9 protein-coding genes are annotated in these 12,020 nt (G+C 72.8%); all 9 read left to right on the top strand.

From position 1 onward, the window contains the following. Nucleotides 1–11 precede the first annotated feature (11 nt). The 9 genes from ITJ48_RS00820 to ftsZ all read left to right on the top strand — a co-directional run bounded on the left by ITJ48_RS00820 (nt 12) and on the right by ftsZ (nt 12,019). Nucleotides 12–1,562 carry a Mur ligase family protein gene (locus ITJ48_RS00820; protein WP_194612053.1) on the top strand — a complete coding sequence of 517 codons (1,551 nt, stop codon included), beginning with the start codon at nt 12–14 and terminating at the stop codon, nt 1,560–1,562. Continuing rightward, complete coding sequence (gene murF, locus ITJ48_RS00825) at nt 1,559–2,968, top strand: UDP-N-acetylmuramoyl-tripeptide--D-alanyl-D-alanine ligase (protein WP_194612054.1); 1,410 nt, start codon at nt 1,559–1,561, stop codon at nt 2,966–2,968. The genes ITJ48_RS00820 and murF overlap by 4 nt, the downstream gene beginning before the upstream one ends. Continuing rightward, on the top strand, nt 2,965–4,068 hold the full coding sequence (gene mraY / locus ITJ48_RS00830; protein WP_123545568.1) for a phospho-N-acetylmuramoyl-pentapeptide-transferase: 1,104 nt from the start codon (nt 2,965–2,967) through the stop codon (nt 4,066–4,068). Before murF ends, mraY begins: the two co-directional genes overlap by 4 nt. After that, nucleotides 4,065–5,633 (top strand): UDP-N-acetylmuramoyl-L-alanine--D-glutamate ligase, encoded by a 1,569-nt coding sequence (gene murD, locus ITJ48_RS00835; RefSeq protein WP_194612055.1) that lies wholly within the window; start codon nt 4,065–4,067, stop codon nt 5,631–5,633. The genes mraY and murD overlap by 4 nt, the downstream gene beginning before the upstream one ends. Next, nucleotides 5,590–6,879, top strand: coding sequence for a putative lipid II flippase FtsW (gene ftsW, locus ITJ48_RS00840; RefSeq protein ID WP_194612056.1), 1,290 nt, complete (start codon nt 5,590–5,592; stop codon nt 6,877–6,879). The genes murD and ftsW overlap by 44 nt, the downstream gene beginning before the upstream one ends. Continuing rightward, entirely contained in the window at nt 6,876–8,084 is a 1,209-nt protein-coding gene (locus tag ITJ48_RS00845; RefSeq protein ID WP_194612057.1) for a UDP-N-acetylglucosamine--N-acetylmuramyl-(pentapeptide) pyrophosphoryl-undecaprenol N-acetylglucosamine transferase, read from the top strand. The genes ftsW and ITJ48_RS00845 overlap by 4 nt, the downstream gene beginning before the upstream one ends. Then, a complete protein-coding gene (gene murC, locus ITJ48_RS00850) occupies nt 8,081–9,511 on the top strand; it encodes a UDP-N-acetylmuramate--L-alanine ligase (protein WP_194612058.1) in 1,431 nt (476 codons plus the stop codon). The genes ITJ48_RS00845 and murC overlap by 4 nt, the downstream gene beginning before the upstream one ends. A gap of 529 nt (nt 9,512–10,040) precedes the next feature. Beyond that, nucleotides 10,041–10,712, top strand: a complete 672-nt coding sequence (locus ITJ48_RS00855) for an FtsQ-type POTRA domain-containing protein (RefSeq protein ID WP_370544712.1) — start codon at nt 10,041–10,043, stop codon at nt 10,710–10,712. 140 nt (nt 10,713–10,852) lie between these two features. Continuing rightward, on the top strand, nt 10,853–12,019 hold the full coding sequence (gene ftsZ / locus ITJ48_RS00860) for a cell division protein FtsZ (RefSeq protein ID WP_123545577.1): 1,167 nt from the start codon (nt 10,853–10,855) through the stop codon (nt 12,017–12,019). The last annotated feature ends 1 nt before the right edge of the window (nt 12,020 follow it).

The following is a 12,020-nucleotide window of genomic DNA, read 5'->3' on the forward strand; positions in this document are numbered from 1 at the left end:
AAGAGGATTCATTGAGCGCCCGGATCCCCCCGGTCCTTCGACCGGAACATCCGTCGGCGAGGTCACTCGCCCAGCTGGTCAGCGAGTTCGGTCTCGAGCACGAGGGTTCCCTCGACGGCGTCGAGGTCACCGGAGTCACGCTGAGCACGGCGGACCTCCACCCCGGTGACCTGTACGTCGGCGTCCCCGGCGAGCACCGGCACGGTGCCGAGTTCGCCGCGCAGGCACGGGAGGGCGGCGCGGTCGCGCTGCTCACCGACGCCGCGGGCCTCGAGATCGCCCGCGAGAGCGGACTGCCCGTGGTGCTCGTCGACTCGCCCCGCGCGGCCCTCGGCGACGTCTCGGCGTGGATCTACCGCACCGGCGGCGACGACTCGCCCCTCTTGTTCGCCGTCACCGGCACGAACGGCAAGACCAGCACCTCCTACCTGCTCGAGGGCGTCCTCCGCCAGCTCGGGCTCGTGACCGGCCTGAGCAGCACGGCCGAGCGCCACATCGGCGACCTCACCGTCGTCAGCCGCCTGACCACGCCCGAGGCGAGCGAGATGCACGCCCTGCTGGCCCGCATGCGCGAGAGCGAGGTGCGAGCGGTGGCCGTCGAGGTCAGCGCGCAGGCGCTGAGCCGCAACCGCGTCGACGGCCTGGTCTTCGACGTCGCGGCGTTCACGAACCTCAGCCACGACCACCTCGACGACTACGCCGACATGGAGGAGTACTTCCAGGCGAAGCTGCCGCTGTTCCAGCCCGACCGGGCGAAGCGCGCCGTCATCTCGCTCGACTCGCCGTACGGGCAACGCGTCGTCGACAACGCGCGCGTGCCGCTGACGACGATCACGATCCTCCCCGACGTCGAGGCCGACTGGCGCGTCGAGATCCTCGACGAGCAGGCTGCCTGGACCGAGTTCCGGCTCACCGGCCCGGAGAACCGCGAGCTCGTCACCCGCGTGCCGCTCATCGGGTGGCACATGGTCGCGAACGCCGCGCTGGCGATCGTCATGCTTGTCGAGGCCGGCTTCGAGCTCGGCGCGATCTCGCAGGCCCTCGAGGCCGAGGGCGGCATCGTCGCCTACCTGCCGGGCCGCACCGAGCGCGTCTCGGGCGACCGCGGCCCGAGCGTGTACGTCGACTTCGGCCACAGCCCCGACGCCTTCCTCACCACCCTCGCGGCCGTCCGCCGCTTCACCCCCGGCAAGGTCATCATGCTGTTCGGCGCCGACGGCGACCGCGACAAGACCAAGCGCGGCGACATGGCCCGCGTGGCCGCCGAGGGCTCCGACATCCTCGTCGTCACCGACCACCACCCCCGCTTCGAGGACCCTGCCGAGATCCGGGCGACGCTCGTCGGCGCGGCCCGCGAGGCGTACCCCGAGCACGAGATCCACGAGGTCAGCCCGCCCGAGGCGGCCATCCGCACCGCCGTCGGCCTGGCCGGCGAGGGCGACTCCATCCTCTGGGCCGGCCCCGGCCACCAGGACTACCGCGACATCCGCGGCGAGCGGACCCCGTACTCCGCCCGCGACGAGGCGCGCGCCGCGCTGCGAGAGGCCGGGTGGGCCGAGTGATCGCCCTCACGCTGGCCGAGCTGGCCGAGATCGCCGGAGGCGCCCTGCACCTCCCCGAGGCCGGCCCCGATGCCGACCAGGTCGTCGACGGGTCGGTGGAGACCGATTCCCGGCTCGTGACCTCCGGCTCCGTCTTCTTCGCCCTCCGCGGCGACGAGACCGACGGGCACCTCTTCGCCGACGCGGCCGTCGCCTCCGGCGCCGCGGTCGTCGTCGCCGAGCGTCCGCTCGACCTCGCCGTCCCCTTCGTCGTCGTCGACGACGGCGTGGCCGCCCTGTCCCGCCTCGCCGCGGGGGTCGTCGAACGCGTCCGTCGCGGCGGGCGGCTGCGCGTCGTCGGGGTGACCGGCTCGAACGGCAAGACGAGCACCAAGAACATGCTCCGTGCCGTGCTGTCCGACGTCGGACCGACCGTCGCGCCCGAGGGCTCGTTCAACAACCACGTCGGGGCGCCGATCTCGATGCTCCGCGTCGATCTCGACACCGAGTTCCTCGTCGTCGAGATGGGGGCCTCCGGCCCGGGCGAGATCGCCCGCCTGGTCGCGATCGCCCGACCCGACACCGGCGTCGTCCTCAAGGTGGGCCTCGCGCACGCCGGCGGGTTCGGCGGCATCGAGGGCACCCGCGCGGCCAAGGCCGAGATGGTGACGGACCTGCCCCCGACGGCGACCGCCGTCCTCAACGTGGACGACGACCGCGTCGCCGGCATGGCCGCCGACACCGCCGCCCGCGTCGTCGGCTTCGGCCTGACCGGCTCGGCCGCCTACCGGGCGTCCGACCTCGAGGTCACCCGGGAGGGCACCTCCTTCGTCCTCGAGCACGACGGCGTCTCACGCCCCGTCCGACTGCGCATCCTGGGCGAGCACCACGTCATGAACGCCCTCGCCGCCCTGACGGTCGCGGGGGAGTGGGGTCTCGACCTCGACCGTGCCGTCACCGTGCTCGAGGGCGTCGCCCGCGCCGAGCGCTGGCGCATGGAGGTGCTCGACGGTGGCGACGGCGTCACCGTCGTCAACGACGCGTACAACGCGAGCCCCGACTCCGTCGCCGCGGCCCTCAAGACCCTGGCGCAGATCGTGCCCCCCGGCGGTCGCTCGATCGCCGTCCTCGGCGAGATGGCCGAGCTCGGCGACCTCGCCCGCGAGGAGCACGACCGCGTCGGACGCCTCGTCGTCCGGCTCAACGTCGGCCAGCTGGTGGTCGTCGGCCACGAGGCCCGGCACATCCACGTCGCCGCCGGCCTCGAGGGCTCGTGGGACGGCGAGTCCGTCCTCGTCGACACCGTCGACGAGGCCTACGACCTGCTCCGCCAGACGCTGCGCGACGGCGACGTCGTGCTCGTGAAGTCGTCGAAGTCGGCCGGTCTCCGCCACCTCGGCGACCGCCTCGCGGGGGTGTCCTCGTGATCGCGCTCCTCATCGCGGGCGCCGTCTCGCTCGTCTTCACGCTCCTGATGACGCCGCTCTTCATCCGGTTGTTCCACCGCCTCGGCTGGGGGCAGTTCATCCGCGACGACGGGCCGCAGTCGCACCACACCAAACGGGGCACCGCGACCATGGGCGGCATCGTCCTGATCATCGGCACCGTGCTCGGCTACTTCGTCGGCCACATCGTCGCTCCCGACGCGATCACCAACAGCGGCCTGCTCGTCCTCTTCATGATGGTCGGGCTCGGCGCCGTGGGGTTCCTCGACGACTTCCTCAAGGTGCGCAACCAGCGGAGCCTCGGCCTCGGCGGCTGGGCGAAGATCGCGGGGCAGGTGGTGGTCGGCGCGGTGTTCGCCGTCCTCGCGCTGTCGTTCCCCAACGAGAACGGCCTCACGCCGGCCTCGACCATGATCAGCGGCGTCCGCGACATCTCGTGGCTCGACTTCATGTTCTTCGGCACGATCGCTGGCGGCGGGCTCTTCCTGATCTGGGTCGTCCTCATCACGGTCAGCACGTCGAACGGCGTGAACGTGGCCGACGGACTGGACGGCCTCGCGACCGGGGCGTCGATCCTGGCCATCGCCTCCTACATCTTCATCGGGTTCTGGCAGTTCAACCAGTCGTGCTTCAGCACGCGGCTCGACGAGTCGACCCGGGCGGCCTGCTACACGGTCGCCAACCCGCTCGACCTGGCCGTGGTGGCAGCGGCCATCTGCGGCGGCCTGATCGGGTTCCTCTGGTGGAACACGTCGCCGGCGCAGATCTTCCTCGGCGACACGGGCTCGCTCGGCCTCGGCGGCGCACTCGCGGCACTCGCGATCCTCAGCCGCACCGAGCTGCTCCTCGTCCTCATCGGCGGCCTGTTCATCGTCGTCACGGGCTCGGTCATCCTGCAACGGGCGTACTTCAAGATCACGCACGGCAAGCGGATATTCCTGATGAGCCCCCTGCACCACCACTTCGAGCTGAAGGGCTGGGCCGAGGTGACGGTCGTCGTCCGGTTCTGGATCATCGCGGGGCTCTTCGTGGCCGCGGGCGTGGGCGTGTTCTACCTCGAGTGGATCTCGCGCACCTCATGACGAACTCCGCCTCCGACCCCGTCCTGGCGGCGAGGCTCGACGGCCTGACGAGCTGGCACGCCGACTGGTCGGGCCTCCGTGTGCTCGTCCTCGGCCTCGGCGTCACGGGGTTCTCCGTCGCCGACACCCTGACCGAGCTCGGCGCCCGGGTCGTCGTGCTCGCCCCGAGCGTCGACGACGACCGAGCCGAGCTGCTGGGCCTGATCGGCGCCGAGCTCGTCCTCGACCCGGGGATGGCCGACCTCCCGGCGAGCGTCGTCGACTTCGATCCCGAGCTCGTCGTCCTGTCGCCGGGCTTCGCGCCCCACCACCCCCTGGCCGTGCGCGTGGTCGAGTCGACAGCCGCCGTCTGGGGCGACGTCGAGCTGGCCTGGCGCCTCCGCGACAAGACGCCGACGATCGCCGAGTGGTTGCTCGTCACGGGCACGAACGGCAAGACGACGACGACGCAGCTCGCGACGGCCATGGCACTGGCCGGCGGCCGGCGTGCCGCGGCCGTCGGCAACATCGGCGTGCCCGTCCTCGACGCCGTCCGTGACCCCGAGGGGCTGGACGTGCTCGTGGTCGAGCTGTCCAGCCACCAGCTGCACTGGCTGCCCGTCGAGGGCCCCGGCGCCCTCCGGCCCCGGGCGTCCGTCTGCCTCAACCTGGAGTCCGACCACCTCGAGTGGCACGGGTCGGCCGAGGCCTACCGTGACGCCAAGGCCCGCGTGTACGAGAACACGATCACCGCGTGCGTGTACAACAAGGCCGACGCGGCCACCGTCCACATGGTCGAGCAGGCCGACGTGGCCGAGGGCTGCCGCGCCGTCGGCTTCGGGCTCTCCGCCCCCGGCCCGAGCGACTTCGGGATCGTCAGCGGCGAGGACGGCGGCGTGCTCGTCGACCGCGCCTTCCTCGCCGAGCGGCGCCACCGTGCCCTGGAGCTGGCGACGACGGCCGAGCTCGAGACGGCCGGCCTCGCAGCCGACCACCTCGTCGAGGACGTGCTGGCCGCCGCCGCGCTCGTCCGGGCCGTCGACGTCGACCCGGCCGCCGTCCGTGAGGCCCTCCTCGCGTTCCGGGTCGACCACCACCGGACGGAGGTGGTGGCCGAGTCGGGCGGCGTCGTCTGGGTCGACGACTCGAAGGCCACGAACCCCCACGCGGCACACGCGTCCCTCGGCTCGTTCCCCTCCGTCGTGTGGATCGTGGGCGGCACGTTCAAGGGCGTCGACCCGGAGCCCCTCGTCCGCGACGCGTCCGAGGGCCTCGCCGCCGCCGTGCTGATCGGCGTCGACCGGGAGGGCCTGCGGGAGGCCTTCCGGCGACACGCCCCCGAGCTGCCCGTCTTCGAGGTCGACGAGACCGACACTGAGCGGGTGATGCCGACGGCGGTCCGCCTGGCGGCGGCCGCGGCGAGGCCGGGCGACACCGTCCTCCTCGCCCCCGCGGCGGCGTCCTTCGACCAGTTCACCGACTACACCGCGCGCGGCAGGGCATTCGCCGCCGCGGTCGCACACCACCTGGGAGGTGACGCTGATGGCCACGAAGCCCACCAGCCTCCCGCGTCGCCGGCCGACTGAGTCGACCCGCCCGCGGGACGACGACGGCACCCGTGCCGCGCCGCACGACGGCAGGCAGGCCGCGGCCGTGGTGGCCGTCAAGAAGCTCTTCGCCGCCGAGACCGGCTCGTTCTTCCTGATCCTCGGCACGACGCTGTTCATGGTCGTGCTGGGCCTCGTGATGGTCCTGTCGTCGTCGTCCGTCGAGCAGTACATCGCCTCGCGGCACACGTCCTTCTTCGGCGCGTTCGTGCGGCAGGGCGTCTACGCGGCCATCGGGGTCCCGCTGATGCTGATCGCCTCCCGCGTGCCCGTCTCGTTCTGGAAGCGCTGGGCCTGGCAGATCCTGCTCGTCACGGTCGTGCTCCAGCTGCTCGTCTTCACCCCCCTCGGCTACGAGATCGGCGGCAACCGCAACTGGATCGACCTCGGTTCCTTCACCGCGCAGCCCTCCGAGGCGGTGAAGCTCGCCCTGGCGATCTGGCTCGGCATGATCCTCAGCGTCAAGCGCGACCTGCTCGACGACTGGAAGCACCTCGCCATCCCGCTGGTGCCCGTCGTCGGCGTCGCCGTGGGCCTGGTCGTGCTGGGCGGCGACCTGGGCACCACGATGGTGATGCTCCTCCTCGTCTTCGCGGCCGTCTGGTTCGCGGGCGTCCGCCTCCGGTACCTCGCGGTCCCCGTCCTCTTCCTGGCCGCGGCCATCCCTCTGATCGCGTCCGGCTCGGCCTCGCGCAACGAGCGCATCGCGGCGTGGATGTCGGGCTGCACCGACTCGAGCGACTACCAGGCCGCCTGCTGGCAGACGCTGCACGGCACCTGGGCGCTCGCCTCCGGCGGACTCTTCGGGGTCGGCCTCGGCAACTCCAAGTCGAAGTGGTCCTGGCTGCCCGAGGCCGACAACGACTTCATCTTCGCGATCATCGGCGAAGAGCTGGGGCTGATCGGTGCGATCGTCGTGCTGGCGCTCTTCGTCGTGCTCGCCGTCGGCTTCGTCAAGATCATCCGACGCACGAACGACCCGTTCGTCCGGGTCGTCACCGGTGCAGTCACCGCCTGGATCATCGGCCAGGCGCTGATCAACGTCGCCGTCGTCCTCGGGCTGCTCCCGGTGCTCGGAGTGCCGCTGCCGCTGATCTCCGCGGGCGGCTCGGCGCTCATCGTGACCCTCGTGGCGATCGGTGTGGTGCTCTCGTTCGCGCGTCAGCCGGAGGAGCCCCTGGCCGGCCGAGGCGCCCCGCGTCAGCGGGTAGGGTCTCTCCGGTGACGACGTACCTCCTCGCCGGCGGCGGCACCGCCGGGCACGTGAACCCCCTGCTCGCGGTGGCCGACCGGATCCGCGACACCGAGCCCGACGCGACCGTCCTGGTCCTCGGCACGGCCGAGGGCCTCGAGGCCCGGCTCGTCCCGCTGCGCGGCTACGAGCTCCTCACCGTGCCCCGCCTGCCCTTCCCGCGCCGCCCCTCCCGCGCCGCGCTCCGGTTCCCCTCGGCGCTCCGCGGAGCCGTCGCCGGCGTCCGCGAGCTGCTCGACCAGCACGACGTCGACGTCGTCGTGGGCTTCGGCGGCTACGCGTCGGCGCCGGCCTACGTCGCGGCCTGGCGCTCGCACGTCCCGCTCGTCGTGCACGAGGCGAACGCCAAGCCGGGCATCGCGAACGTGCTCGGCTCGTGGTTCACGCGGCACGTCGGCGTGGTCCACCGGTCGACGCGGCTCCGGCACGGCCGTCAGGTCGGCATGCCCCTCCGCCGCGAGATCGAGCAGCTCGACCGCCGCGAGAGCCGGCAGGAGGCGCTGGTCGAGTTCGGCCTCGACCCCCGCAAGCCGACGTTGCTGGTCACCGGCGGATCGTCGGGCGCCCGTCGCCTGAACGAGACCATCGCCCGGTCGGCGACGAGCGTGCTCGGCGCCGGCTGGCAGATCCTGCACGTGACGGGCCAGAAGTCCGAGCTGCGCTCGACCGACCTGGCCGACCACCACCTCCTGCCCTACTGCGACCGGATGGACCTGGCGCTCTCCGCGGCCGACCTCGTCGTCTCCCGCGCCGGCTCCGCCACGGTCAGCGAGCTGACGGCCCTCGGCCTGCCCTCCGTCCTCGTGCCCTACCCCGTCGGCAACGGCGAGCAGCGACACAACGCCACCGACGTCGTGGCCGCCGGCGGAGCGCTGCTGGTCGCGGACGCCGACTTCACGCCCGACTGGGTGCGCTCCACGCTCGTGGGCCTCCTGCAGGACCGCGCGGCCGTCGCCGAGATGGCCGTCCGGGCCGGCACCGTCGGCGTGCTGGACGGGACCGACCGCACGGTCGAGCTGGTCCGGGAGGCCGTCCGCGAGGCGCCCGCCCGTGCCGACCACGACGTTCCGCCCCGCACGCAGCGGCATGCCTCGTCCCGGACCGCCAGCGACCGCCGCACCGACCGCACCGACCGCACCGACGCCCAGACCGAGAAGGCGAGCCCCGAGCGCCCATGATCAAGCCCGACCTCCAGCAGCAGATCCCGGCCGAGCTCGGCCGGGTCCACTTCGTCGGCATCGGCGGCTCCGGGATGAGCGGCATCGCGCGCGTCTTCCTCGCTGCGGGCCACACCGTCTCCGGCTCCGACATCCGCGAGACGGCCGGGGTGGCCGCCCTCCGCGAGCTCGGCGCCGAGATCGCCATCGGCCACGACGCGGCGAACGTCGGCGACGCCGACACGCTCGTCGTCACGGGCGCCCTCTGGCAGGACAACCCCGAGTACCAGCTCGCCCTCGAGCGGGGCCTCCCCGTGCTGCACCGGTCGCAGGCGCTGGCCTGGCTGATCGGGCAGCACCGCCTCGTCTCGGTCGCCGGCGCCCACGGCAAGACGACCTCGACCGGCATGCTCGTCACCGCGCTGCTCTCGGCGGGCCACGACCCGAGCTTCGTCAACGGGGGCGTCATCCAGTCGCTCGGCGTGAGCGCGCGAGGCGGCTCCGACGACCTGTTCGTCGTCGAGGCGGACGAGTCGGACGGCTCGTTCCTGCTCTACGACACGTCGGTCGCGCTCATCACGAACGTCGACGCCGACCACCTCGACCACTACGGCTCGCACGAGGCCTTCGACGCCGCCTTCGTCGAGTTCGCGTCCGCGGCCCGCGAGCTCGTCGTGGTGTCGTCCGACGACGCCGGCGCGCGTCGCGTCACGGAGGCGCTCACGCACCCGCACGTGGTGACCTTCGGAGAGGACGAGTCCGCGGACGTCCGGCTGACCGACGTCGCCTCCTCGGGCCCGGTGTCGTTCACCCTGCACCACGACGGCTCGAGCTGGCCCGTCCAGCTCCGCGTGCCCGGGCACCACAACGCCGTCAACGCCGCGGGCGCCTTCGCCGTGCTCATCGGCCTCGGCGTGGAGCCCGAGGCGGCGATCGCCGGCCTCGAGACCTTCGGCGGCACGGAGCGCCGGTTCGAGCTGCACGGCACGGTCCGCGGCGTGAGCGTCTACGACGACTACGCCCACCACCCCACCGAGGTCGCGGCCGCCCTGCAGGCCGCCCGGTCCGTCGTCGGCGACGGACGCCTCATCGCCGTGCACCAGCCCCATCTCTACAGCCGGACCCGCATGATGGCGGGGGAGTTCGCCGAGACCTACGAGCGGCTCGCCGACCACACGATCGTGCTCGACGTCTACGGCGCGCGCGAGGACCCGGAGCCCGGGGTCACGGGCGCCCTCGTGTCCGAGCGCTTCGCCGACGCGTCGCGCGTCGACTTCGTCGCGGACTGGCAGGCCGCCGCCGACCGCACGGCGGCCGTCGCCCGTGACGGCGACTTCGTGATCACCCTCGGCTGCGGCGACGTCTACCGCATCGTCCCCCAGCTGCTCGGCTCGCTCGACGCCGCGTCGGCGCCGGACGCGTCGACCGCGGAGGAGTCCGGCGCGTGACCCCGCGTCGACCCGCGTCGACCGGCGGGCGGCGCCCGTGAGGCGGCCCGAGGGCTTCGACCCGTCCGCCCCCGGCTCCGACGGGGCCCCGGAGCCCGAGGAGGCGGCACGTCCGTCGTCCCTGCGCGACCGGTTGGCCGCGGCACGGCCTCGTCGAGCCCGGTCCGAGCCGGAGGGATCGTCCGAGACCTCGGACGACACGCCCACGGGACCGGTGGCCGTGCCGACGGGATCGGGCACCGTGGCCGGCGTCGCCTCCCGCGTCGCGTCAGGCCTGTCGGGTGTCGCGTCCCGTCGGGGAGCGTCGTCGACCGGTCGGCCCGAGGGGGCCGTGTCCGCGTCGGACGCCGACGAGGCGACGCGCACCGTGACCCCGCGCATCGAGCCCGAGGGGGGAGCGGACGAGGCTCGTCGACGAGCCGCCGAGGCGCGACGTGCCGCACGCCGTGCGTCAGGGGAGCGGCGGCGCACGGAGCGGACCGAGGTCCGCCGCTTCACGAGGCGTTCACGCCACCGCCGAGCGGCGTGGGTGACCGCCGCAGCCGTCGCCCTGTCGCTCGCGGCCTCGGTGGGGATCGCCGTCTTCTCGCCGCTCCTCTCGCTCGAGCAGATCGAGGTCGAGGGGACGGACCGGGTCGACGCCGCGTCGGTGCAGGCCGCCGTCTCGGGCCAGCTCGGCACCCCCCTCGCCCGGATCGACTTCTCGCGGATCACGACCGAGCTCGAGCAGTTCCCCCTCATCGCCAGCTACGTCACCGAGACGGCTCCGCCGCACACCCTCGTCATCCGGGTGACCGAGCGTCAGCCGATCGCGACGGTGCCCTCCGGCGACGGCTTCGACCTCGTCGACCCCGCCGGCATCGTCGTGCAGCACCTCGACGCTCGCCAGGAGGGCGTCCCGCTGGTCGACGTGGGCGGCGCCTCGTTGGACGACACGGCCTTCCGGTCCACCGCAGAGGTCCTGCTCGCCCTGCCTCAGGCGCTCCGGCAGACCGTGGACTCCGCGACCGCCTCGACCGCGGACGACGTCACGCTGTCCCTCACGACGGGGGAACGGGTGGTCTGGGGCAGCGCGGACGACTCGGCGGAGAAGGCGCAGGTGCTCTCGGGTCTCATCGCCGACCAGGCGAGACGGGACCCGGCCGCATCGGTCGAGTTCGACGTCTCGGCGCCGGACAACGGCATCATCAGGACCCGATGACACGCCGTGCGTTCGCGACACGCCTGCCCGGCTGGACCGTGCGTCTCGCGGCGGCACCTAACTTGTGACTGCACCACTTACATACCATGTACAACCTTAACCTTCAACTTCCGAGTTAAGGTTTCAGCGGAGGCCCGGACGTGACAACGAACCATAACTACCTAGCCGTGATCAAGGTCGTCGGTGTCGGCGGCGGTGGCGTCAACGCCGTCAACCGCATGATCGAGCTCGGTCTCCGCGGAGTCGAGTTCATCGCCATCAACACCGACGCCCAGGCACTGCTCCTCAGCGACGCCGACGTCAAGCTCGACGTCGGCCGTGAGCTGACGCGCGGCCTCGGCGCCGGAGCGGACCCCGAAGTCGGCCGACGCGCCGCCGAGGACCACGCGGAGGAGATCGAGGAGGCGCTGGCCGGCGCCGACATGGTCTTCGTCACCGCGGGCGAGGGCGGCGGCACGGGCACGGGCGGCGCACCGGTCGTGGCCCGCATCGCGAAGTCGATCGGCGCGCTGACCATCGGCGTCGTCACGAAGCCCTTCGGCTTCGAGGGCAAGCGTCGCCAGGCCCAGGCCGAGGCGGGCGTGGCCCAGCTCAAGGACGAGGTCGACACCCTCATCGTGGTCCCCAACGACCGCCTCCTCGAGATCTCCGAGCGCGGCATCTCGATGGTCGAGGCCTTCGGCACGGCCGACCAGGTGCTCCTCGCCGGCGTCCAGGGCATCACCGACCTGATCACGACCCCCGGGCTCATCAACCTCGACTTCGCCGACGTCAAGTCGGTCATGCAGGGCGCAGGCTCGGCCCTGATGGGCATCGGCTCGTCGCGAGGTGCCGACCGGGCGATCAAGGCCGCCGAGCTCGCCGTCGCGTCGCCCCTGCTCGAGGCGAGCATCGACGGCGCCCACGGCGTCCTCCTCTCCATCCAGGGCGGCTCCAACCTCGGCATCTTCGAGATCAACGACGCCGCGCGCCTGGTGCAGGAGGCCGTCCACTCCGAGGCCAACATCATCTTCGGCGCGGTGATCGACGACACCCTCGGCGACGAGGTGCGGGTGACCGTCATCGCCGCCGGCTTCGACGGCGGCGAGCCCACGGCCAAGACGAAGGACCGGCGCTCGAGCTTCGTCGAGTCCGACGCGGCCCCGGCCGCGGCGTCGACGCCGGGCGTCTCGGCCATCGCCGACAGCGGTGCGTCGCACGACACCCCGTCGTGGCGCCGGCCCGACGACCACGCGGCCACGCAGGCCGTCGACCCTGCCTTCGACGGCGGCGACGACGACCTCGACGTGCCCGACTTCCTCAAGTAGC

Origin of the sequence: Frigoribacterium sp. VKM Ac-2530 (assembly GCF_015350835.1) — a bacterium.
GTDB lineage: Bacteria > Actinomycetota > Actinomycetes > Actinomycetales > Microbacteriaceae > Frigoribacterium.

Excerpts from the sequence above, each read along its gene's own strand:
- murD (WP_194612055.1), top strand. The coding sequence starts at position 4,065 with ATGACGAACTCCGCCTCCGACCCCGTCCTGGCGGCGAGGCTCGACGGC.
- ftsW (WP_194612056.1), top strand. The coding sequence starts at position 5,590 with ATGGCCACGAAGCCCACCAGCCTCCCGCGTCGCCGGCCGACTGAGTCG.
- murC (WP_194612058.1), top strand. The coding sequence starts at position 8,081 with ATGATCAAGCCCGACCTCCAGCAGCAGATCCCGGCCGAGCTCGGCCGG.